Below are 21,857 nucleotides of genomic sequence, written 5' to 3'. Positions count from 1 at the left end.
TAGAGTCCGTTTTGTGGAGATGTCAATATCGTTAAATCTGCTGTCCTAAATACGGCTTGCGTGGTCAGCCGCTCGCGGCTGACCGCCTGGTGTTGAGCTGGTCGAACCCGACCGCGACGAGGATGAGCACGCCGATGGCGATCTGGAGGTAGAAGGCGTTGATCGCCAGGAGGTTGCCGCCGTTGTTGAGCACGCCCATGATCAGCGCTCCGGTGGCGGCGCCGATAGCGCTGCCCTTCGCGCCGAACAGGCTGGCGCCGCCGATGACGCAGGCGGCGATCGCGTTGAGCTCGAAGCCGGTGCCGGCGGTGGGGATGCCGGCTCCCAGGCGGGAGGCGAGCAGCACCCCGCCGAGACCGGCGAGCAGGCCCGAGATCATGTAGACCGAGATCGTCACCATCCGGACGGGGACGCCCGCGAGGCGGGCCGACTCCGGGTTCGAGCCGACGGCGTAGATGTAGCGGCCGAAGACCGTCCGGGCGAGCACGAACCACATGACGGCGGTGATCGCCGCGGCGATGATGAGCAGGTTGGGGATGCCCAGGATCGTGCCGTTGGCGATGACCTGGAATGCGTCCGGTACGCCCTGAATAGTCTGGGCGTCGGTGGTGACCAGGACCAGTCCGCGGGCGATGCCGAGCATGCCCAGCGTCGCGATGAACGGCGGCAGCAGGGCCCGGGTCACCAGCAGGCCGTTGACGATCCCGAGCACGGTGCCGATCGCCACGCCGAGCAGGATCGACGGCAGGATCGGCATGCCCGCGACCAGGAACTGCGCGGTGGAGGCGCCGGACAGGCCGAGAATCGAGCCGACCGACAGGTCGATCCCGGCGGTCAGGATGACCAGGAGCTGGCCGACCGCGATGATCCCGAAGATGGCGACCTGACGGGCGAGGTTGGCCAGATTGTTGCCGGTGAGGAACTCGTCGCTGGCGAGCGTGAGGGCGCCGATCGCCACGAGCAGCACGACGAGCCCGCCGCTCTCCCGTCCGGCGATGTCTCCCAGCGTGATGACCCGTCGCTTGGGCTCGGCCTTCGCCTCGGCCGCCTGCCTGGGCTGCGGCACCGTCTCCAGCGCCGCCGCCTCGTCTGTTGCGCCGCTGGGTGGCCGGTTGGTGATCGTCGTGGTCTCGATCGGCTCGCGCCAGATCAGCTTAGGCATCTCGGCTCACCTCTCCTGGGTCGCCCGTGCTCTCGCCTGCGGTGGCCGGACTCTCGTCCGCGGGGGCCGGATGCTCGTCCGCGGCGGGCGGAGGCCCGGCGCCTCCGGTGCCGCTCGCCAGGTGGAGCACCTCCTCCTCGGTGGCGGTGCCGGGCAGCTCGCCCGCGACCGCCCCGTCGCGCAGCACGAGGATGCGATCGGCGAGCCCCAGCAGCTCCGGGAGGTACGACGAGACCACGATGATCCCCAGCCCGCTCGCCGCCAGATCACCGATGACGGTGTAGAGCTCGCCCTTGGCCCCGACGTCGATGCCCTTCGTGGGCTCGTCGAACATCAGCACCTTCGGCTTGGTGAGCAGCCATCGGGCGAGCAGGACCTTCTGCTGGTTGCCGCCGGACAGCGTCGACACCGGCTGGTCGTAGGAACCGGCACGCAGCCGCAGGCTGTCGAGCAGCCGGTCCGCCTCTTCGGCCTGTTCGCGGCCGGGCAGCAGACCGTGGCGAGAGCCGCTGCGCAGGCTCGCGATGGTGACGTTCTCCCGGATCGACAGCTCCGGCAGCAGGCCCAGCACCTTTCGGTCCTCGGTGAGGAGCCCTACTCCGGCGTTCATCATCGTGCGCGGCCCGGACGGTTTCACCGGCTTGCCCCCGACCTCCACCTGACCGGCCACGATGGGAGCGGCGCCGAAGATGGACAGCAGCAACCCGCTCCGTCCCGCCCCCAGCAGCCCGCCGATGCCGAGGATCTCCCCGGCCCCGACGTGGAGGTCGATGCTCGGCGAGCCGTCGAACCGGCGCAGCCCCCGGACCTGGAGCGCGGGCGTTCCCGCGTGCCGGTGGGTCTCCGGATAGAGCGAGCTGATCTCCCGGCCGACCATGGCGGTGATCAGCCGGTCCTCGTCGTACCTGCTGATCGGCCCGGCCTCGGACAGGCCCCCGTCCCGCAGGACGGTCACCCAGTCGCCGATCTCGAACATCTCCTCAAGCCGGTGGGTCACGTAGAGCATCGCGATACCGCGCTCGCGCAGCCGCAGGATGTGCTGGAGCAGTCGTTCCGACTCCGCCTCGGTGAGCGCCGTGGTCGGCTCGTCGAAGACGATCACCTTGACGGAGTCCGCGGTCAGCACCTTGGCGATCTCCACGAGCTGGCGGGTGGCCGCCGGGAGCCGTTCCACGATCGCCTGCGGGCTGAGCTCCGTCAGGCCGACCTCGTCGAGGGCCTTCCTGGCGCGGGTCTGCAGCCGGCTCCTGGCGATGATCCCGGTACGCGAGGGAAGGCGGCCCATGAACAGGTTCTCCGCGACCGACAGGTGGGGCAGCAGGCTGAGCTCCTGGTAGACGGCCTGGACGCCGGCCGCGCGTACGGATGCCGGGGTCGGCGTGGTGACCGGCCGGCCGTCGATCTCGTAGCTGCCGCTGTCCCGGCGCAGCGCGCCCGTCAGGACCCGGATCAGGGTCGACTTCCCGGCGCCGTTCTCCCCGGCGAGGCAGTTCACCTGGCCGGGGATCAGCCGGAGCGAGACGTCATTGAGTGCCTGGACGGGGCCGAAGGCCTTGGAGACGCCGTGCAGTTCGACGACGGGATCGGCCATCATTCCGCCTTCATCGTCGGCGGGTTGAGCAGCTGCTTGACGTCGGGTTCGGTCATGTTCGTCTTGTCGGCCACGACCGCCCCGGGATCGATGTCACGCGGCGGGATGCGGTTGACCGTGGCCATCCCGGCGGCCAGGACGCCCTGGTAGCCGAAGAAGTAGGGGTTCTGCACCACCAGCGCGTCGATGGTGCCGGCGGACAGCGCGGCGTTCTCCTGCGGGTCGGAGTCGAAGGCCACGACGGGGACGGTCTCGGCGGCGTGGTTGTCCTGGATCGCCCGAGCTGCGCCGACACCTGAGGTGTTGTTGTCCGCGAACACCCCCGCCAGGTTCGGGTTGGCGGTCAGCGCGTCGTTGACCTGCGAGGCCGCGGTGTTGATGTCGTTGTTGTTGAAGCGCTGCATCGCCACCTTGACCTGCGGGCAGTTGATCGCGATGCCCTGCTTGAAGCCGGCGTCCCGATCGACGAGTGACTGGATGCCGGCCACGGAGGACTCGATCATCACGCTGCCGCTCGTCTTGTTCTGCGCCTTGAGCAGCGCGCACATGCGCTTGCCCGCCTGCATCCCGGCCTTGACGTTGTCGGTGCCGATGAACCCCTCCGAGGGGGTGGTCACGCGGCTGTCCACGGTGATGACCTTGAGACCCGCCTTGCGCGCCCGGTCGATCGCCGAGTTCAGGGCGCTGGAGGAGTTGGGCGCGATGACCAGCCCGTCAGCGCCCCGGGAGATGGAGTTCTCCACCAGCTGGACCTGCTGGTCGATGTTCGTCTCGGACGTCGGGCCGAAGGTGCTCACATTGAGCCCGAAGTCCCCACCCGCCTGTTTGGCGCCGGCGATCATCGTCTGCCAGAACGAGGAGTCGCTCGCCTTGATGACCACGTCGATCTTCTTGCCGCTGGCCACCCCGCCCTTGCCGCCGCCCGACGCCTGTACGGCCGAGCTTGTCGCCCGGCCGCCCACCACCCCGAGTACCAGCGCCACCAGCGCGATGGCCGCGACCAGTGAGAGCGAGAAGACGATACGAGAACGAGCCATGACGGCCCCCCGGAGAAATCTTTATTTCCTTCCAGCAAAGCCCGGTAATTCACTGGGTGGAGCTAGCAAAGAGAAAAGAACGCATTACCCGCGCGTCCTACAGCAGGATGCGTCTGTGCCTCACGTCCTGGCGGGGAAGCTGGACCCTGGCGAGTTCGCGCAGTGCTCGCAGCGCGCCGCTCCGCCTGGCCAGGGCAAGAGCCTGACGGGCCGTCTCGGCCGACCGCTCCCTCTCGTGGGTGTCGGCGTACGCGTGGGCCATGCGGGCCAGGGCGTAGGCGACGGCATAGGTCGGCTGCGTCTTCGGCGGTTCGTGTTCCAGGATCTCGATCGCGCCGCCGGCCTGGCCGAGATCGACGAGACAGCCGGCGCACAGCGCGTTGTGCGCTTCTGTCGGGTAGGGCGGCTCGGCGCCGCATTCCTCCAGCGACTGCGCCGACTCCTCCAGGCGGCGATGACACATGTCCACGTCCCCGGCGAGAGCGTGACCTTGCGCTTCGTGGTCCCGCGACAGGGCGTCCACCCACGGCGGCAGGTGGGCGCGTTCGCGGGCGGCGACGGCGAGGTGGACGAGCCGGCCGGGATCGCCGATGTCGGAAAGACCGCCCCGCTGGGCGAGCGTGTAGGCCTCCAGCAGCGCGTCCGCCGCCTCACGCGCATCGCGGATGGCCTCGTCCGACCACGCCAGCGCCTCGTCGGGGTCGCCGGCCTCATGGTGCATGCGACTGATCAGCTCCGCGTTCTCCGCGGCGAGCATGAGGAAGGCCCGCCGGACGGGCGGACCGGCCTCGCGGTGGAACTCCTCGATCCCGGCGAACACCGGCCGCAGCACGTGGATCAGGTCGGCGGGCCGGAGATCGGCCCGGGTGTAGGCGTCGATGGTGGCCTTGAAGTACTGGACGGTTCCTTCGTCGGCCCGCTGAGGTGCCTCGATCGCCCGGCCGGTGCGCTCCTCCTCCTCGGCGGTGAACATCCCCGACCGCAGCGGAATGCCGGTGAGGTAGTGCCACAGAGTGGTGCCTGCCGCGTCCCCGACGAAGAGGTCCGACTCCGCCACGCCGAACGCCCGGCAGAGCAGCTGCGCGTACGCCTCGTCGGGCCGCCGCTCCCCGCTCTCCCAGAGCCGAATCATCGAGCTGAGCGTCTCCGGTTCGGGCAGTTGATCGCGCGACGTCTCGTCCGCCGCGTCGGCCAGCCGCCTCCCGAGCTCCCGGTGGCTCCACAGCCGTCCCCGGCGCAGGACCCGCAGACGCGCGGCCCAGATCGGAACATCGATGTCGACCATTGGCGTTCCCCCGACCGCCTAGGTGATTTGTATCTATTGTCCGCTTTCGGGGGTCGTCTCGTCAGTCCTGAGTCGGTAGATCAAAGTAGTGGCCCTTCTCGAGGTCGTCGATGAGCCCGGGTTGAGTCGGCTGCCAGCCCAGGAGTTCCCGGGTCAGCGTGCTCGAGGCCGGGCTGTCGGCCGAGAGGGGGCCGGCCAGCCAGCCGAAGTGCGCGCCCGCCTCCTCGGGAGAGATGGCGGCCACCGGCATGCCGAGCTGCCGGCCGATCACTTCGGCGACGGTCCGGATCGGCACGCCCTGGTCGGCGACGGCGTGCAGCACCGATCCCGCCGGGGCCTTCTCCAGCGCCAGGCGGAACAGGTGCGCGGCATCGAGCCGGTGCGCGGCGCACCAGCGGTTGGCCCCGTCGCCGGGGTAGCCGGATACGCCCTTGTCGCGGGCGATGCCGACCAGCATCGCCATGAAGCCGTAGTCTCCTTCGCCGTGCACCGTCGGGGGGAGTCGTACCACCGACGAGCGGACGCCGCGGGAAGCGAGGGCGAGCGTCAACTGCGCGGTGGCCAGCCGGCCCTGCGCACCGCCGCCCGGCAGCGCGGTGGCACTCTGCGCGCCGCTGCTCGGCTGCGCCGCACCTGAGTCGGGACCACGCCCGTCCTGTTCGGTCGCCACTCGCCCCGGCGCCAGCCCGAGCATCCCGGAGGCGAGCACGAACGGCCGATCGGAACCCGCGAGTGCCTCGCCGAGTGCCTCGACAGCGCGCCGATCCGCGTCGACGGCGCCCTGGAAGTCGCCCGAGAAGGCGATGTCGTGCTTGAACGCGAGGTGGATCACGCCGTCCGACGCGGCAGCCGCACTGCGCAGGCTGTCGAGATCGTCAAGCGTTGCGCGATGCACCTGCGCACCGGCCGCGGTGAGGGCGGCGGCCGAGGCGTCCGAGCGGGCCAGCCCGGTGACCTGATGGCCCGCGCCGATGAGCTCGGGGACGACGGCGGAGCCGATCCAGCCGGACGCGCCGGTGACGAAAACATGCATGAGAGAACCTCCGATGTCAGGTACTGACATCACTGTATGGCATGTCAGTCACTGTCATCAACTATGATCTGGGCATGGGGCGATGGGAGCCGAACGCGCGCGGCAGGCTTGAGCAGGCGGCACTGGAGCTCTATGGCGAACGCGGCTACGAACAGACCACAGTCGCCGAGATCGCCAAGCGGGCGGGGCTCACGGAGCGAACGTTCTTCCGGCACTTCGCCGACAAGCGCGAGGTTCTGTTCGGGGGGCAGGGCGCACTTCAAGAGCTCTTTGTGCACGCCGTCGCCGACGCGCCTGATTCCGCGGCGCCGATCGACGCGATAGCCGCGGCCCTGGAGGCCGCCGGTGCCCTGTTCCAGGAGCGCCGCGAACACTCCCAGCGGCGCCAGGCCATCATCGCCGCGAACGCGGAGCTTCGAGAGCGTGAGCTGATCAAGCTCGTATCACTCGCCTCGGCGCTGGCCGACGCGTTGCGCCTGCGTGGCATCACCGACCCGGCCGCGAGCCTGGCCGCCGAGGCGGGGATCGCCGTCTTCAGGATCGCCTTCGCCCGCTGGATCGACGAGACCGGCCAGTCGGACTTGTCGCAAGTCATCCGGGAGTCGATGGACGAGCTGAAAGCCGTGACCGCGGGCAGCTCTAGGGTGGACACAAGGTAACCATCTCGTTACTGATCACTGATATCTGTTGTTTGTAGACCCCAACCGCTATGTGATGTGATCACTGGATATTTACCGAGTTCCTGACTAAGGGGTCAAATGACGACTAGCCTCCCCTCCTTCCCGGTCATGGGCGAAAACCCGCTCGACACCTGCATCCGGTTCCGGGAGATCGCTCCTGTGGTCGAGGTGGAATTCCCGGGGGGCGTACCCGCCTACCTGGCACTGACCCACAAGGCGGTACGGGAGATCCTCGCCGGCGACAACAAGACCTTCCTCAGGGATCCCCAGCACTGGCCCGCGCTGCACGACGGCTCGATTCCCGAAGACTGGCCGCTGCGCGCCATCATTCAGGGCGGTCACCTGTCCACGATGGACGGTGGCGACCACAGGCGGCTGCGCGGCCTGATCAGCAAGGCGTTCACGCCCGCCCGGGTGCAGGCCATGGAGCCGCGGATCCAGCAGATGATCGATGACTTACTGGATGAGGTGGCGGCCGCCGGTGACGGCGTCGACCTGGTTCCCGCCTTCACCGAGGCGCTGCCGATGTGGGTGATCTGCGAACTGTTCGGCGTGCCCGCCGAGGACCGGCTCCGGCTGCGAAAGTGGACCGCCACACTGCTGGCGCACACCACTCCGCCGGAGGTGGCGTTCGCGACGCAGAACGACCTCATGGCCTTCCTGCACGACCTCGTGGAGCGCAAGCAGCGCGAACCGGGCGACGACCTCACCACCGGCCTGGTTCAGACCCGCGACGAGGGTGACCACCTCACCACCGACGAGCTGGTCGGCGTACTGTGGATCATGCTCGTGGCCGGCCACGAGACCACCGTCCACCTGCTCGGGTACGCCATCGTCGCGCTGGCCCAGAACCCCGGCCAGTTGGAGCTCGCCAAGGCCGAGGACCGGTGGGCCGACGTGGTCGAGGAGACCGTGCGCTACCGCCACTCGGTGATGATGACCAGCTTCCGTTTCACGGCGGAGGACGTGACCATCGCCGGGGTGCACATCCCGCGAGGCAACGCCGTGGGTGTGGTTTACCAGGCGACCGGCGTCGACCCGGCGGAGCACGGCGAGAGCGCCAACCAGTTCGACATCACCCGCGAGCAGACCGGACACCTCGGCTTCGGTCACGGCCCGCGGTTCTGCATCGGGGCGCCGCTGGCCCGGATGGAGGGCCGTTTGGCGCTCGCCTCGCTGTACCGGCGTTTTCCGGAGCTCAGCCTCACGATCGACCCCGACGACATTCCGTACTCCCCGTCGTTCTTCACGATCGGCCCGCTGTCCCTGCCGGTCGACCTAGGTACAGCCACTCACTGACGCGCTGACGTCCGGCCCGGACAGCCCCTGGTTGCCGGGCCGGACGAAAATCCATCAAACAGGTTTGATGTAACCTGCTGAGTGTGGTGTCCACGGATAGCACGGCCCCGGCGTTCGTACGCATGGCCGCCCACCCGCTGCGGTGGCGGCTGCTGACCGAGTTGGCCGCGAGCGACTACCGGGTCCGTGAGCTTGTCGACCTGCTCGGCCACCCGCAGAACCTGATCTCCTACCATCTGCGACTGCTGCGTGGAGCCGGGCTGGTCACCGCCCACCGGAGCAGCTTCGACGCCCGTGACAGCTACTACCACCTCGATCTGGAGCGCTGCGCGCACGCGCTGACCGCCGCCGGTGCCGCCCTGCACCCGGCGCTGCGCCTCGATCCCGCTCCACCGTCGGCCACGACCGCCGAACTCTCGGCCCGGCCTCGCGTGCTGTTCGCCTGTACCGGCAACAGCGCCCGCTCGCCCATCGCCGAGGCCCTGCTCCGCCACCGCACCAGCGGTCAGGTGGAGGCGGCCAGCGCCGGCAGCCACCCCAAACCACACGTGCACCCCAACGCCGTGCGAGTCCTGCGCGAGCACTACGGCATCGACATCGCCGGCCAACGGCCACGCCATCTGGATACGGTCGCCCACCACCATTTCGATCACCTGATCAGCCTGTGCGACAAGGTCCGCGAGGTCCGCCCCGAGTTCGGTGATCAGCCGCGACCGATCCACTGGAGCATCCCGGACCCCGCTGCCACCAACGACAACGATCAGGCGAGCTACCCCGCCTTCAGACACATGGCGGCGGACATCGACACGCGCATCCGCTATCTGCTGCCCGTTCTTTCCCACGTCACGAATACGGAGGTTCAGCCGTGACAACAACACCCGACGAGCTCGCCAGTGTCCGCTACATCGTCGACGACGTGGCCGCCGCCGTCCACTTCTACACCACTCATCTCGGCTTCACCCTGCGTACCAACCCCGCGCCCGCGTTCGCCGACGTGGTCCGTGGCCCGCTGCGCCTGCTGCTGTCCGGGCCGGCGAGCTCCGGCGCCCGGGCCACGCCCGACGACTCCACCGCGCCAGGCCGCAACCGCATCCATCTCGTCGTCGACGACCTCGACGCCGAGATCGACCGGCTGCGCACCGCCGGGCTGTCCTTCCGCGGCGACGTCATCGCCGGCCCCGGCGGCCGCCAGATCCTGCTCACCGACCCGGCCGGCAACCTCATCGAACTGTTCGAACCGGCCCGCTGAACCGTAGCGGCCGGTGTCAGTACATCTTCGTGGTGGTGCGCTGGACCGCGGCGGGGGTCAGGCGGATGCCCTTGGCCGTGACCTGGTGGCCACGGGTGTCGGTGACCCGCACGGTGAAGGGGCCCTGGCCCGCGCCGGACTCGGCGATCCAGTAGTTGTAGTCGGCTCGGGCCAGTTTGCGCCACGCGCCGCCGGCGCTCTTCACCTCGACCGACGTGAGCGGGTTGCCGTGGTCGACGACCAGCAGGGCCAGCCACCACTGCGACGACCCCTCCTTGACGCGGAAGGACAGCGGGCTGCCGACGCGCGGGTTGGCGACCGGGCGGTAGGTGACCCCCACCAGGCCCTTGACGGGGTCCGCGACGCGGGCGAAGGCCGTACGGCTCAGGTCGATGTGCCCCGCGGCGCACTCCGGGCACTGGTCGACGACCTTGACCCGGACGGTGCCCTTCGGTCCGGTGACGTCCAGGTAGCCGCCGCAGGCGGCCGCGGCGGCGTACTCACCGGGGGAGAGCGCGACGTAGAGGTTGCCGGCGGGAGGTGACGGATACGAGCAGTTGCCGCCTCCCGACTGGAGCTCGTACATGGTCGCCTGCCCCTTGATCGCCTTCGCCGTCACTTGGGCGGTCTCTTCGCTCCGGGTGGGTTGCGCCAGGGCGGGGGATGGGAGGAGGGAGATCGCGGCGAGCGCGGTGGCGAGAACGGAGGGTAAACGTCGCATCCGGGGTTCCTCTCGTACGGGACGGATGCGACAGTAGCGAAATCAGTGGATCACGGTACGGTAAAGCACTAGATATCCAGATGTGATGCTCAAGGCTTGTCACGTGAACAGTTGGCCGCCATTGACGTCGATGGTGGCGCCGGTGACGGCCTTGGCGTGGTCGGAGGCGAGGTAGACGACGGCGCGGGCCACGTCCTCCTCCGTGGCGATGCGGCGCAGCGCCATCGCCGAGACGTCGCGGGCGAGGATCTCCTCGAACGGCACGCCTTCCGCCGCCGCCCGGGTACGCATCCACTCCTCCAGCACGTCGCTGGCGATCCAGCCGGGCGCGACGCAGTTCACCCGGACCCCGTACGGCCCGAGCTCGTCGGCGAGGCAGTGCGACAGCAGGTGCGCGGCGGCCTTGCCCGCGGCGTAGTCACTGCGCCCCGCGTAGCCCGTGCGGGACGACATGGAGGTGATGTTGACGATCGAGCCGGACCCCTGGGCCACCATGTGCGGCGCGATGAACCGGCAGGCCAGCAGCGTCCCATAGCCGCCGGTCTCGACGGCCCCGCGCCAGGTCTCCAGGTCGTCGGCCGACATGTCGAGCACGTTCCTGCGGTGCGATCCGGGAAAGGCGGCGTTGACCAGCACGTCCACCCGGCCGAACTGCTCGATCACGGTGTCGGCGAGCCGCCGTACGTCGTCGATCCTGGTCACGTCGGCGGGGACGGCCAGCGCGCCCGGCACCTCGGCGGCGGTCTTCGTCACGGTCGCCGCGGTACGGGCGGCCACGACGACCCTGGCGCCCTCCTCGCTCAGCAGCCCGGCCAGCGTCCGACCCAGCCCGGGACCTGCCCCGGTGACGACCGCGACCTTGCCATCCAGCAGCACGCCACAACACTACCAAGCGTTTGCTCGATCTCCGCCGACCCGGCCGCATTTACCGCGTGCCCCGCCTGGGCTGCGCCACGCCATCCACAACGCGGACGGCTCACCCCGCGATGACTCGCACCACGGGGTGGCCGCGATTCCGGTGGAACGCGATCACGACGGATCGTCCGCCGCAGCGGTCGCCTGGGTCAGCGTGCTCTGTCCTCGTCGTCATCGTCAGGGATGGGAGGCTCCGCCATGGTGGCGGCGGCCTGGGCGGCGATGGTCGTGCTCGGCGTGTCGGCCGCGCTTGCGGCCAGCGTGGTGAGCGCGGTCGAGCCGATGATTGCGGATGCCACCACGGCGGCGGCAACAAGAAGTCGTTCGAACATCAGAGATCACTCCGTAAGGTGATGATGATTCAGGGCTGACGGAGCGTCGACTTGGGCCCCCGGGAAGCGCCAGAACGGCGCATCGGACATTTCTCACTTTAGCGGGGGTGGTCCGCGGGGTCTCTCGGCAAGCGGCAAAGCACTGCAAAGTCCGCATGTCGCATTTTTCCCACCTTGGCCGACGGAATAGATCATGTAATGTGAGCCCGGCATATCCTCCAATGGCCTGGAGTCCGCCGTGCCGCACATGTCTCGCCGCCAGGTTCTCGCCCTGCTCCCCGCCGCCGGTCTGCTCACTGTCACCTCCCCCTCGCGTGCCGCGGCGGGCGTCGATCACGCGCGGCTGCTCGCCAACACGGTGGCGATCTTCGCGGGAACCCCGGAGATCAACGCCCGGCCCGAGGTCGCCGGCAATCTCGCGGCGATCCTCCGGACCGCCAAGCAGCGGCTGGCCGCCATGGACCAGGCGGGCGACGGCGAGCTGTTCTCCGGCCTGCGGCTCGGCACCGACGACGCCAACCTGCGACTGGCCTTCCAGTACCTGTACGAGATCGCGCTCGCGACCCGCACACCAGGCGGCGAGCTCGTCGATGACGCGGCCGTCCAGCGGCGGGTCGCCGACGGCCTGCTGTGGTTGCACCAGCGCTATTACGGCAACCAGTCGGCGGGCTACTACGGCAACTGGTTCAACTGGGAGATCGGCATCTCCACCCAGGTGAGCAGGACGCTGGCCCTGCTGGCCGAACGGCTGCGGGCGGAACGGCCCGACCTGACGGCGACCTACATCGCCTCGATGGACGCCTACCTGCGCAACGGCAAGAACGGCGACGTCGACCTCGACTCGCGCTTCCACACCGGGGCGAACCTGGCCGACATCACCGGCAACCGGATCCTGCAAGGCGCGCTCACCGGCGACGACGCCCGCGTCGGCAAGGCCATCTCCGACCAGGCCACCGTCTTCGCCACGATCGACCCCTACAACCTCCAGCACGGGGTCACCGACGGCTACTACCGCGACGGCTCCTTCATCCAGCACGACTCGGTCGCCTACACGGGCTCGTACGGGAAGGCCCTGCTCACCCGCGTCGTCCAGACCCTCAAGATGCTCGAGGGCGCGACGAGCGGCGGCACCTCCGACCTGGCCGGCGTGGTGTACCGCTGGGTCGCCGACGGCTTCGCCCCGTTGATCTTCGAGGGGTGGATGATGGAGATCGTCAAGGGGCGGGCGGCCTCGCGCCCCACCACCGGCTACGCCGATGTCGGGGTGGTCGTGGAGGCCATCACCGACCTGGCCGACCACGTCGAGGGCGCGGGCGCGCTCGCCCTGAAGAAGTACGTCAAGTTCCTGCCGGCCGTCGACCCGGCCGCCTTCGTCTCCCCGATCAGTGTCGCCCGGTACGCGGCCATCCGCGCCGACTCCGCCATCCCGGCCGCCGACCTGAACCCGCCCGAGCGCTGCGTGGCGTTCAACGCCATGGACAGGACCGTCCACCGGCGCCCCGGCTACGCCTTCGCCCTGGCGCGCAGCTCCGACCGGATCAGCAAGTACGAGTACATGAGCGGTGAGAACCTCATGCCCTGGTTCCAGGGCGACGGCGCCTACTATCTCTACCTCGCGGGCGAGGACCAGCGCGAGGTCTTCGGCGTCGACTACTACACGGCCGTCTCGCCGTACCGGCTGGCCGGGATCACCGCGCCGGTGCAGGAGCGGCGGACGGTCCCCGAGCTGTACGGCCGGCTCTGGTACGAGAACCCGGGTCACCCGCTGAACTTCACCTCCTCCTCGGAGTCCCAGAACACCTACGTGTACTTCCCCCGCGCCGGGAACGCCTTCTCCGGCGGCGCGACGCTCGGCGCGTTCGGCGCGGCGGGCATGGTCCAGTCCGACGACGCCGCGTACACCGCCAAACAGGCGGGCATCCTGCCGGACGACTTCGTCGCCTACCAGAACGCCCGCGCGACCAAGTCCTGGTTCATGCTCGACGACGAGATCGTGGTGCTGGCCGCGGGCGTCTCCGGCGAGGGCGGCCGCGACGCGGTGACCACCGTGGACAGCCGCATCGCCGCTCCCGGCGACGCGGTCGTCCTCACCGGCGAGGGCTGGAACGGCAAGGCCTGGCAGACGGGCGACACCACACCCCCGCGCTGGCTCCGCTACGCCAACGGCACCCGCCGTACCGCGGTCGGCTACGCCTTCCTCACCCGGCAGCCCGTCGCGGCCGGGCTGGAGACGGTGACCCGCAGCCGCAGAGTCGTACGCACCTCCAATCCCGACACCAGCGTGACCAAGAACGTCTTCACCGCCTCGATCGCCCACCCCACCACCGGCGCCGTCCCCGCCCTCGCCTACGCCCTGGTCCCGAACGCGACCGAGGCCCGCCTGCGCGGCTACGCGGACGGCCGGCTGGTCGTCCTGGCCAACGACCGGCACGTACAAGCGATCAAGCACAAGACGCTCGGGATCGTCGCCGCCAACGTCTTCTCCGACGGCCCGCGCCACGCCGAGCGCCTGCTCATCGACGGCCCCGCCTCGGTCATCGTCCAGTCCGGCAAGCGCACGGTCGTCGCCCTGTCCGATCCCACGATGAAACGCGACCGCGTCTCCGTCGTCCTCCTCGGCGCGCCCCTCAGGCTCGACAAGGCCGACGAAGGGGTAACGGTACGACACGTACCGGGCGGCACCCTGATCCAGGCGACGACCCGCCACACCCACGGCCGCACCTTCACCGCCACCCTGCGCTGAACCGGCCCTCGGCGCGCGGCCTCACAGTGGGTTGTCACCGGAAATTTCGCCGTTATTGGCCCGAAGGCGGATTTCGGTCCTTACCATAATGCCCGCGGTGATCACCGGTGAAAGTCTCCGGTGCGGACACCGCCGGGAGTCTCACGTGCGAAAGATCGCAGCCACCACCCTAGCCGTCCTCATCCCCCTGGCCGGAGCGAGTGCGGCTCCGGCTTCGGCCGAAGCCGCACCCGACCGGTCCCAGGTGGTCATCATCGGCCACCGCGGCGCGGCGGGTCACCGTCCCGAGCACACGCAGGGCGGCTACGAGCTGGCCGTGGCCATGGGCGCCGACTGGATCGAGCCCGACCTGGTGCCGACCAAGGACCACGTGCTGGTCGTCAGGCACGAGAACGAGATCTCCGGCACCACCGACGTGTCGCTGCGCCCCGAGTTCGCCGCACGCAAGACCACCAAGGTCGTCGACGGGCGCAACGTGACCGGGTGGTTCACCGAGGACTTCACGCTGGCCGAGCTGAAGACGCTGCGCGCGGTCGAGCGACTGCCCGCGATCCGCCAGCGCAACACCGTATACAACGGCTACTACCAGGTGCTCACCTTCCAGGAGGTGCTCGACCTGGCCAAGCGGCTCTCGCGCCAGTACGGCAAGCAGGTCGGCGTCTTTCCCGAGACCAAGCACCCGACCTACTTCAGGTCGATCGGGCTGCCGCTGGAGGAGCCGCTGATCGAGACCGTCAAGCGCAACGGGCTGAACCGGCCGAACAGTCCGGTGGTGGTGCAGTCGTTCGAGCCGTCCAGCCTGAAGCGGGTGGCCAAGGACCTGCGCGTGCCCCTGTGGCAGGCCCTGGGCACCACCGGCCAGCCGTACGATCTGACGGCGGCCGGAGACCCGACGACCTACGCGGACATGATGAAGCCCGAGGGGCTGGCGAAGATCGCGCAGTACGCGCAGTGGATCGGGCCGGACAAGTCATCGGTGATCCCGCTCAACCCGGACGGCAGCTCGGGCACCCCGACGACACTGGTCTCCGACACGCACAAGGCGGGGCTGAAGATCGGCGTCTACACCTTCCGCAGCGAGAACCAGTACCTGCCCCTGCAGCTGCGCCGCGGCCAGATCGCGACCGACCACGGTGACGCGCTGGCGGAGTATCGCGCGCACCTGGACCTGGGCGTGGACGCCTTCGTCGCCGACTATCCCGACACCGCCGCCCTGGCCAAGGCCGAGCGGGGCCAGCCGCACAAGCAGGTGCAGCCGAAGCAGTTCGACAACGGCCTGCCAGAAGAGGGTCAGGAGTAGCTGGACAAGGAGCCTTCCTCGGCGCGGCCGGGAACGGTGGCGCCGAGAAGGGCCAGGCAGTTCGTCCACAGGGCGTCGAGGCGTTGTGTGTTGTTGTAGAGCTTGGCGAAGAGCACCTGGCCTTCGAGCTGGGCGACGACGGATCGCGCGGCCTCATGGGTGTCGGCGGCCGTGACCTCTCCGCGCTCCCGGGCCGCGGTGATGACCTTTTCCACCATGCCGACCTGCGCCTCGAAGATCTGCTGCAGCCGTTCGCGGAGGGCTTCCGTCTGGTTGCTCATCTCCAGGGTCAGGTTCCCGAAAAGACAGCCCGAGACGGTGCCGCAGCTCTGCTGCCCGGCGCGCTGGTCGGCTTCGGTGGCCTCGAACAGCTGCCGGAGCCGCTGGAGGGGCGGATCATCGCTGCCAAGGATACGGTTCCAGCCGCTGCGCTGACCGGCCCAATGCTCGTCGATGACGGCCAGGGCGAGCTCCTCCTTGGAGTCGAAGAAGTAGTAGAAGCTGCCCTTCGGCACGCCTGCCGCCTTGCAGATCTCGGCCACTCCCAATGCCGAGTAGCCACGCAGCTCGATGAGTGTCTGCGCGGCGCTGAGGATCCTCTCCTTGGCATCACTGGTACGTCCCATGTTGCCAGTGTACGACCGGTCGTCTACTTTTACTAGACCGGTCGACTACTCAGCCACGAAGGAAGGCACCATGACCGATCCGATGCGAGAGATCCTGAACCGCTGGAAGGCCGCTTTCGACGGCCACCAGGTGGACGCGATGGCCGACCTGTTCACCCCGGACGCCCTCTTCCAGGGCTTCGGCCCCAAGGTCGTCGCCGGCCGCGACGCGGTACGCGCCTACTACGACGCGGTGCCGGATGATCGCACCGCCGAGGTCACCGTGCTGAGCACGTACGCCATCGGCGAGGAGGTGGCCGGCGGATTCGCGGACGTCACCTTCCGCGACCCGGAGGGTTGGGAGGTGCCGGTGCACCTTTCGCTGGTCCTTCGGCGCGATCAGGATGCGTGGCGGATCCGCCAGTACCACGTGTCCAAGGTCATCACGGGACGCTGACACTTTGACGATTGTCGACCGGTCGTCTACGTTGCTAGACGACCGGTCGGCTAGCACTGAATTCGCAAACACAAAGAAGGTCATCATGAGTCAGAAGGTTGCTGTAATCACCGGTGCGTCGCAGGGTCTCGGTGCCGGTTTCGTCGCCGCCTACCGCAAGCTCGGCTACGGCGTCGTCGCCACCTCACGCACGATCGCCCCCGCCGACGACGCCGACGTGGTAACCGTCCAGGGCGACATCGCCGACCCCGCCACCGCCGAGCGCGTCATCGCCGCAGCCGTCGAGCGCTTCGGCCGGGTCGACGCTTTGATCAACAACGCTGGCGTCTTCGTCGCCAAGCCCTTCACCGAGTACACCGCCGAGGACTACGCGACCGTGACCGGTATCAACCTGGCCGGGTTCTTCCGCATCACCCAGTTGGCCATTCCGCACATGCTCGCTCAAGGCGGCGGCCACATCGTCAACATCACCACCAGCCTGGTCGACAACGCCGACTCCAGGGTCCCCGCCGCGCTGGCCTCGCTGACGAAGGGTGGCCTGCAGTCCGTCACCAAGGGCCTCGCCATCGAATACGCGACCCGCGGCGTCCGCGTCAACGCCGTCTCGCCGGGCACCATCAAGACCCCGATGCACCCCGAGGAGTCCCACCAGGTCCTCGCCGGCCTGCACCCGGTCGGGCGGATGGGCGAGGTGAGCGACATCGTCGACGCGGTGGTCTACCTGGAGAACGCCCCGTTCGTCACCGGCGAGATCCTGCACGTCGACGGCGGCATGAGCGCCGGACACTGACCGCCTGCCGGCTCGTAGAACCGGCCAGGCGCGGAAACGTGCCTGGCCGGTTCTACGAGTCGGCAGGCGCATTTACACCATGGACAACATTTCGTCAGGCAGTTAGGTTCGCTGCAGATGACAACGATGTCAGTCCCGGTCCCTCCAGCGAGGAGCAGCGATCGCTGATGGTGTCACGACGTACTTTCCTCTGGGCGAATGGCGTGGTCCTCGCGGCCGGCGGCCTCGGAATCACCCTCCCCGGCCCTGCCGCCGCCACAACCCGTACCGCCGCCCCGCTCCTGCCGAATTTCGGCCGTCCGACCCGGCTCGACGTCGCCGACGTCAGCGCGCTTCATGGGAACGACCAGCTTCTGCTGACCACCCTCCAGGGAATCGTCAACCGGCGGCAGCCCCGCCTCTACTTCAACTACGACAGCGCCGGCTACGACCTCCGCTGGCTGTCCAGCACCGGCGCCGCCGTGACGCGCCACGACCGGCCGCTCGACCTCGTCGCCCGCTACAAGAACGAGGTGCGCGGCGCGATCGTGCACGATCCCGCGGTGCCCGACTCCGTGAATGTCGCCACCACGCTGGCCGGGCTGGAGAACGCCGTCGCCGCCACCGCCGAGCAGGCCGGCCAGTACGGCTTCAGAGTCATCACCGACCTGCGCGGCCGTTTCAAAGCCGACGACGTTCTGGGAACGTACCGGTGGCAGCTCGACAACCTCTTCCCCCGCTGCACGCACGCGCTGCTCACCGGACTCCCGCCGACCAGGACGGCGCGGGTGGACGGCGTTCAGTGGCGGGAGATCGCCCGCGAGAGCGAGCGCGTCCGTGACGCCTCCAACCGGGCGGTACGCACCTTCGACCTGAGCCAGGAGCTTTCCGGTCAGGACGGCGTCTACCTGCGTTTCCAGGATTCCCTCGGCGACGACGGCTGGGGCGCCTCGGTCGGTTCGGTGAAGGTGAAGGCCGACGGCAAGGAAATCGTGTCCTTCATCCCGGGTACGGCCGCCGAAACCCCGTACCTGTTCGACGGCCTCAACTCTTCCATCGGCGGGGACGCCAACCGTTTCTCCGACGGTGGCGGCTATTTCATCTACCGATTCACCGCCCCGGCCGGTACCCAGCAGTTCCTGGTCGAGGTAGACCTGTGGAACCAATACCTGGTCACCGCCGCAACCACCGCGCCCACCCGCGTGGAGCCCTTCCCGTATTTCCGCGACTACGCGGCGGCGATGCGCGCGATGGTGTTCTGGCTGCCGCCCTCGGGCGAGACGGGCACGTTGCTCGACGAGATTCTCAGCAAGGTGAAGCCCACCACCCCTTATGCGGGCTGGTTCTCCAACGACGTGGCGGGCGAATGGGGCGGCGTGGACCGCGCCTCGCAGCACGCCGTCGAAGTCGTGCCCGCCGACTATTACATGAACGCCACCGTGCACGCGGGCGTCCCCGCGAAGGTCTCCAACCGCGTGCGCCCAAGACCGGCGGCCACCCTACGCAACCGCGTCTACCTCACTCTCACTTTCGGCGAGGGCGACAACATCCAGTACTGCCAGCGCAGAATGCGCGAACTCTGGGACGAACCGAAACGCGGCGGCGTGCCGGTGAACTGGACCGTCAGCCCCCTGCTGGCCGACATCGGCCCCGCGCTCCTGGCGTACTACCAGCGCACGGCCACCGCCAACGACCTGCTGATCTCCGGCCCCTCCGGCGCGGGCTACACCTATCCGGGCTCGTGGCCCGCGAAGGACCTGGACGCCTACACCGAACTCAGCGGACGGTTCCTGCGCGGCACCGGCATGGACCTGGTCTACGCCTACAACTACCGCAACCCGGAGAACACCGGCTGGGTGGCGTTCGACGAGCGCATCGTCGGCTCGTACCGAAAGAACACCCCGTTACGCGGCATCATCCAATCGTGGGAAAGCGGCGACCTGCTGACCCGCCCGGCCGGCATCCCGCTGATCGGCAATTTCTCCCCGCAGGGAAAAGCCCAGGAGTATCGCGACACGCTGCTGAAGCACATCGAGGGCTGGGACGGGAAGTCACCGCTGTTCATCGCCGGCGCGATCAACGCCTGGAACTGGACTCCGTCCGACGTCGCCGAGCTCGGCGCCCTGCTCACCGACCCCTTTGAGATCGTCCGCGGCGACACCTTCTTCAAACTGCTGAACGACGACTTCACTCAGCGTTTGGCCTCCAACGCCTCGACGACGTAGGCGGTCGCGCGATCCACGGCGGTGTATCCGGCCCGCGGACCCCAGTAGTCCACGGATACCAGGATGTTCGTCAGGCAGAACGTCGTCCCGGAACGGTGGAACCCCGTGCTTATCTCAGGAGCCTTGCGCGTGTAGGCGAACGTCCGGTACCCGGCCGTCGAAGCGGACCGCTGCTTGGTCTTCGGATAGCGCATCTTCTCGTCCTTCATCGGGGTGCCGTCGAAGTTCGCCTTGCAGCCCTTGACCGTGGGGGTGCGATACGTGGTCAGCGTGATGCTCGCGCCATCGGGGCTCGACCATTGGCAGCGCATGGTGGAGATGAGCGGGCGCGTCACCGTACCGCTGAGCATTGTGCGTGCCTGCGCGGTGCTCAGCAGCGGGCAGGTCTTGGGCTGTTTGCGGAACAGTTTCACGGCCGTGGGCGAAGGGGCGGAGGAGGTGGAGCCGGTCGAAGGCAGCGTCTCCGTGCCGGGATCTTGGGGCACGCCACGCGTGTTCATCCAGATCACCAGCCCCACCGCCACGCTGAGCGCCGCGGCGGCCGAGCCGCCCATCAGGGCGATCCGGCGCTTCTTCACGGCACGCGGCCGGCCCCGCGGGACCGTCGGCACGGACTCGGGCACGTCGCCCCGGGCGACGTCCCGTAGCCAGACGGCCGCCTGCTCGGGAGTGCAGCGCCGGCCCGGATCCTTCTCCAGCAGCGCGGCCAGGACGGGCGCCAGCGGCCCCGCCAGGCGGGCGGGCGCGGGCTCGTGGAGCAGGACGGCCGCCATCACCGCGGCCGAGTTCATGCCGGAGAAGGCCGGGCTGCCCTCCACCACCGTGTACAGGGTGGCGCCGAGCGACCACAGGTCGGCCGACGGGCCGTCGGCTTCGCCGCGCAGCCGCTCGGGAGCGATGTACCCGGGCGAGCCGTTGAGCAGGCCGGTCTGAGTCAACGCCACATCGCCGGCGAGGGTGGCGATCCCGAAGTCGGTGAGCAGAACGCGCCCGTCCTGGGTGATGAGCACGTTGCCGGGCTTGACGTCACGGTGCAGCACGCCCATGGAGTGCGCGGCCGTCAGGGCGTCGAGCACGTGCTGCCCTACCCATGCGGTCCGGCTGGGGGAGGTCGGCCCGTCCTGGCGGACGATCTGGTCGAGCGAGCGGCCGTTGATCAGCTCCATCACGATCCATGGCCGTCCGCCGTCCATGACGACGTCGAGGACGGTGACGATCGACGGATGGGAGCGCAGCCGCGCCGCGGCCCGTGCCTCGCGCAGGGTGCGCTCGGTCAGCTCCGCGCGGGCGGCCTGATCGAGCTCCGGCGGCAGGCGCACCTCCTTGACGGCTACTTCTTGCCGCAGCAGCTCGTCAACGGCCCGCCAGACAGTCCCCATACCGCCCTGGCCCAGAGGTGACAGCAGGCGGTAGCGGTTCGCGACGACGCTCACGTCGTGTCGTAACCGGTGATCGGCGCCGTCCGTTCGTGGGCTAATCGCCTCTCCACGTTCATCTGCTCCCCCTCAGCTTTCTCGTCGTTCTTGTGTCAGCAGCTCTAGAACCCGATCGGCCCGCCACCTGCGTCCGGTGCACATGGTGATTGGACACGCGTGCGGCAAGGCTGCCACAACCCCCGCTGTGCGGCCTGAAGATCGGCATTCTACGGGTTCGTCCGCTTGGTCGCCTGGCCGGCGGACAGCAGGATCACCGGGCATCCCGGCAGTGCTGGTGTGCTGTGCCGCTTACCCAGTCCTTGTCGGGCTTGTCGCCATCCTTGAACTCCACGACGACAAGGTGGGAGGGGCCGGAGAAGTCGGCCATCACCGTGAAATGTTCCAGATGGCCTCAGGCCACGGGAACGACAGTCCCGCCAATGCGCCCGCCTCTTGTCCACGATGACGAGTCCCTGAGTGCCCACGGTGAGCAGGTCGTGGCCGTCCGAGCCCCTATCGAACGCCCACTCTAGCGCGATGGCGCCCGCAAAGAGCCCTAACATCCAGCCCGCCCGACCGGTATCCCGATGATCGGCTATTTCTCCCCTCAGGGAAAGCCCCGGAGTATCGCGACACGCTGCTGAAGCACATCGAGCGCTGGAACGGGAAGCCACTGTTGTTCACCGCCGGCGCGATCAACGCCTGGAACTGGACACCGCCGCCCTGCTGGGCTGACCGCTTTGAGCTCGTCCGCAGCGACACCTTTTGAAATTGCTGAACGACGACTTCGAACGACGCGCCACCCACTGATCCGCCCCCTACACGACGGCCAGGCGTCTCGGCGGTGGTGCTGGATCGCGACGAGCGGATCTCGAAAATCCGGTGCCGGGAACCAGCCTGGGCGATTTGTCGAGTGCGCTGCGTGCTGTGGCATGCCACGTGCTTTGGAGCCCTCGTCGCTGGCTGTCGCAGATGGGCGTTGCAGCATGTCAGTCGGTATGTTTATTCTGACAAGCCTAGGTCGGTCCCAGGTGGGCCA

At 68.8% G+C, this 21,857-nt stretch carries 19 protein-coding genes; 9 read left to right on the top strand and 10 right to left on the bottom strand.

Annotated elements, in window-relative coordinates; translation table 11 throughout:
* Nucleotides 1-64: 64 nt before the first annotated feature.
* The 5 genes from AB0B91_RS40310 to AB0B91_RS40290 all read right to left on the bottom strand — a co-directional run bounded on the left by AB0B91_RS40310 (nucleotide 65) and on the right by AB0B91_RS40290 (nucleotide 6,108).
* On the bottom strand, nucleotides 65-1,162 hold the full coding sequence (locus AB0B91_RS40310) for an ABC transporter permease (RefSeq protein WP_358331671.1): 1,098 nt from the start codon (nucleotides 1,160-1,162) through the stop codon (nucleotides 65-67).
* Nucleotides 1,155-2,756, bottom strand: coding sequence for a sugar ABC transporter ATP-binding protein (locus AB0B91_RS40305; RefSeq protein ID WP_358331668.1), 1,602 nt, complete (start codon nucleotides 2,754-2,756; stop codon nucleotides 1,155-1,157). Before AB0B91_RS40305 ends, AB0B91_RS40310 begins: the two co-directional genes overlap by 8 nt.
* Nucleotides 2,753-3,790: an ABC transporter substrate-binding protein gene (locus tag AB0B91_RS40300; RefSeq protein WP_358331665.1), complete on the bottom strand. Its 1,038-nt coding sequence runs from the start codon at nucleotides 3,788-3,790 to the stop codon at nucleotides 2,753-2,755. Before AB0B91_RS40300 ends, AB0B91_RS40305 begins: the two co-directional genes overlap by 4 nt.
* Nucleotides 3,791-3,887: 97 nt before the next feature.
* Nucleotides 3,888-5,075, bottom strand: coding sequence for a hypothetical protein (locus AB0B91_RS40295; RefSeq protein ID WP_358331662.1), 1,188 nt, complete (start codon nucleotides 5,073-5,075; stop codon nucleotides 3,888-3,890).
* Between the two features lie 61 nt (nucleotides 5,076-5,136).
* Nucleotides 5,137-6,108, bottom strand: coding sequence for an SDR family oxidoreductase (locus AB0B91_RS40290; protein ID WP_358331659.1), 972 nt, complete (start codon nucleotides 6,106-6,108; stop codon nucleotides 5,137-5,139).
* Nucleotides 6,109-6,182: 74 nt separating this feature from the next.
* Here AB0B91_RS40290 and AB0B91_RS40285 point away from each other — a divergent pair, with 74 nt between their 5' ends.
* From AB0B91_RS40285 to AB0B91_RS40270, 4 genes are all read left to right on the top strand, one after another.
* Nucleotides 6,183-6,767 carry a helix-turn-helix domain-containing protein gene (locus AB0B91_RS40285; RefSeq protein ID WP_358331656.1) on the top strand — a complete coding sequence of 195 codons (585 nt, stop codon included), beginning with the start codon at nucleotides 6,183-6,185 and terminating at the stop codon, nucleotides 6,765-6,767.
* Between the two features lie 99 nt (nucleotides 6,768-6,866).
* On the top strand, nucleotides 6,867-8,087 hold the full coding sequence (locus AB0B91_RS40280; protein ID WP_358331653.1) for a cytochrome P450: 1,221 nt from the start codon (nucleotides 6,867-6,869) through the stop codon (nucleotides 8,085-8,087).
* An 83-nt stretch (nucleotides 8,088-8,170) separates the two neighbouring features.
* A complete protein-coding gene (locus tag AB0B91_RS40275) occupies nucleotides 8,171-8,956 on the top strand; it encodes an ArsR family transcriptional regulator (RefSeq protein WP_358331650.1) in 786 nt (261 codons plus the stop codon).
* Nucleotides 8,953-9,336 (top strand): VOC family protein, encoded by a 384-nt coding sequence (locus AB0B91_RS40270; RefSeq protein ID WP_358331647.1) that lies wholly within the window; start codon nucleotides 8,953-8,955, stop codon nucleotides 9,334-9,336. Before AB0B91_RS40275 ends, AB0B91_RS40270 begins: the two co-directional genes overlap by 4 nt.
* Nucleotides 9,337-9,352: 16 nt before the next feature.
* Here the strand turns inward: AB0B91_RS40270 and AB0B91_RS40265 are convergent, their stop codons facing one another.
* The 3 genes from AB0B91_RS40265 to AB0B91_RS40255 form a co-directional block, all read right to left on the bottom strand.
* Nucleotides 9,353-10,057 carry an expansin EXLX1 family cellulose-binding protein gene (locus AB0B91_RS40265; RefSeq protein WP_358331644.1) on the bottom strand — a complete coding sequence of 235 codons (705 nt, stop codon included), beginning with the start codon at nucleotides 10,055-10,057 and terminating at the stop codon, nucleotides 9,353-9,355.
* Between the two features lie 99 nt (nucleotides 10,058-10,156).
* Complete coding sequence (locus tag AB0B91_RS40260) at nucleotides 10,157-10,933, bottom strand: SDR family oxidoreductase (RefSeq protein WP_358331641.1); 777 nt, start codon at nucleotides 10,931-10,933, stop codon at nucleotides 10,157-10,159.
* A gap of 188 nt (nucleotides 10,934-11,121) precedes the next feature.
* Nucleotides 11,122-11,304 carry a hypothetical protein gene (locus tag AB0B91_RS40255; RefSeq protein ID WP_358331638.1) on the bottom strand — a complete coding sequence of 61 codons (183 nt, stop codon included), beginning with the start codon at nucleotides 11,302-11,304 and terminating at the stop codon, nucleotides 11,122-11,124.
* 247 nt (nucleotides 11,305-11,551) lie between these two features.
* Between AB0B91_RS40255 and AB0B91_RS40250 the strand changes: the two genes are divergently transcribed.
* Both AB0B91_RS40250 and AB0B91_RS40245 read left to right on the top strand, forming a co-directional pair.
* Nucleotides 11,552-14,047, top strand: coding sequence for a polysaccharide lyase family 8 super-sandwich domain-containing protein (locus AB0B91_RS40250; protein WP_358332259.1), 2,496 nt, complete (start codon nucleotides 11,552-11,554; stop codon nucleotides 14,045-14,047).
* Nucleotides 14,048-14,192: 145 nt separating this feature from the next.
* Nucleotides 14,193-15,347, top strand: coding sequence for a glycerophosphodiester phosphodiesterase (locus tag AB0B91_RS40245; protein ID WP_358331635.1), 1,155 nt, complete (start codon nucleotides 14,193-14,195; stop codon nucleotides 15,345-15,347).
* Here the strand turns inward: AB0B91_RS40245 and AB0B91_RS40240 are convergent.
* The gene (locus tag AB0B91_RS40240) at nucleotides 15,338-15,973 is read right to left on the bottom strand and encodes a TetR/AcrR family transcriptional regulator (RefSeq protein WP_358331632.1); all 636 of its coding nucleotides are present in this window, start codon (nucleotides 15,971-15,973) and stop codon (nucleotides 15,338-15,340) included. The genes AB0B91_RS40245 and AB0B91_RS40240 overlap by 10 nt on opposite strands.
* Nucleotides 15,974-16,043: 70 nt before the next feature.
* Between AB0B91_RS40240 and AB0B91_RS40235 the strand changes: the two genes are divergently transcribed.
* The 3 genes from AB0B91_RS40235 (at nucleotide 16,044) to AB0B91_RS40225 (ending at nucleotide 19,403) form a co-directional block, all read left to right on the top strand.
* Nucleotides 16,044-16,409, top strand: a complete 366-nt coding sequence (locus AB0B91_RS40235) for an SgcJ/EcaC family oxidoreductase (RefSeq protein ID WP_358331629.1) — start codon at nucleotides 16,044-16,046, stop codon at nucleotides 16,407-16,409.
* 85 nt (nucleotides 16,410-16,494) lie between these two features.
* Nucleotides 16,495-17,199, top strand: a complete 705-nt coding sequence (locus AB0B91_RS40230) for an SDR family oxidoreductase (protein ID WP_358331626.1) — start codon at nucleotides 16,495-16,497, stop codon at nucleotides 17,197-17,199.
* 167 nt (nucleotides 17,200-17,366) lie between these two features.
* Nucleotides 17,367-19,403 carry a GxGYxYP domain-containing protein gene (locus AB0B91_RS40225; protein WP_358331623.1) on the top strand — a complete coding sequence of 679 codons (2,037 nt, stop codon included), beginning with the start codon at nucleotides 17,367-17,369 and terminating at the stop codon, nucleotides 19,401-19,403.
* On the opposite strand, the gene AB0B91_RS40220 is transcribed toward AB0B91_RS40225, so the two are convergent.
* A complete protein-coding gene (locus tag AB0B91_RS40220; protein WP_358331620.1) occupies nucleotides 19,370-20,836 on the bottom strand; it encodes a serine/threonine-protein kinase in 1,467 nt (488 codons plus the stop codon). The two genes, AB0B91_RS40225 and AB0B91_RS40220, sit on opposite strands and share 34 nt — an antisense overlap.
* Between the last annotated feature and the right edge of the window lie 1,021 nt (nucleotides 20,837-21,857).

It is taken from the genome of Nonomuraea sp. NPDC049141 (assembly GCF_040648415.1).
In the GTDB taxonomy this organism is placed as follows: Bacteria; Actinomycetota; Actinomycetes; order Streptosporangiales; family Streptosporangiaceae; genus Nonomuraea.
This window is presented reverse-complemented; position numbering and strand designations above follow the sequence as displayed.

Bases quoted from the DNA above. Each gene is read 5' to 3' on its own strand.
- AB0B91_RS40310 (WP_358331671.1), bottom strand. From the start codon at position 1,162: ATGCCTAAGCTGATCTGGCGCGAGCCGATCGAGACCACGACGATCACC.
- AB0B91_RS40305 (WP_358331668.1), bottom strand. From the start codon at position 2,756: ATGATGGCCGATCCCGTCGTCGAACTGCACGGCGTCTCCAAGGCCTTC.
- AB0B91_RS40300 (WP_358331665.1), bottom strand. From the start codon at position 3,790: ATGGCTCGTTCTCGTATCGTCTTCTCGCTCTCACTGGTCGCGGCCATC.
- AB0B91_RS40295 (WP_358331662.1), bottom strand. From the start codon at position 5,075: ATGGTCGACATCGATGTTCCGATCTGGGCCGCGCGTCTGCGGGTCCTG.
- AB0B91_RS40290 (WP_358331659.1), bottom strand. From the start codon at position 6,108: ATGCATGTTTTCGTCACCGGCGCGTCCGGCTGGATCGGCTCCGCCGTC.
- AB0B91_RS40285 (WP_358331656.1), top strand. From the start codon at position 6,183: ATGGGGCGATGGGAGCCGAACGCGCGCGGCAGGCTTGAGCAGGCGGCA.
- AB0B91_RS40280 (WP_358331653.1), top strand. From the start codon at position 6,867: ATGACGACTAGCCTCCCCTCCTTCCCGGTCATGGGCGAAAACCCGCTC.
- AB0B91_RS40265 (WP_358331644.1), bottom strand. From the start codon at position 10,057: ATGCGACGTTTACCCTCCGTTCTCGCCACCGCGCTCGCCGCGATCTCC.
- AB0B91_RS40255 (WP_358331638.1), bottom strand. From the start codon at position 11,304: ATGTTCGAACGACTTCTTGTTGCCGCCGCCGTGGTGGCATCCGCAATC.
- AB0B91_RS40250 (WP_358332259.1), top strand. From the start codon at position 11,552: ATGTCTCGCCGCCAGGTTCTCGCCCTGCTCCCCGCCGCCGGTCTGCTC.
- AB0B91_RS40240 (WP_358331632.1), bottom strand. From the start codon at position 15,973: ATGGGACGTACCAGTGATGCCAAGGAGAGGATCCTCAGCGCCGCGCAG.
- AB0B91_RS40235 (WP_358331629.1), top strand. From the start codon at position 16,044: ATGACCGATCCGATGCGAGAGATCCTGAACCGCTGGAAGGCCGCTTTC.
- AB0B91_RS40230 (WP_358331626.1), top strand. From the start codon at position 16,495: ATGAGTCAGAAGGTTGCTGTAATCACCGGTGCGTCGCAGGGTCTCGGT.
- AB0B91_RS40225 (WP_358331623.1), top strand. From the start codon at position 17,367: ATGGTGTCACGACGTACTTTCCTCTGGGCGAATGGCGTGGTCCTCGCG.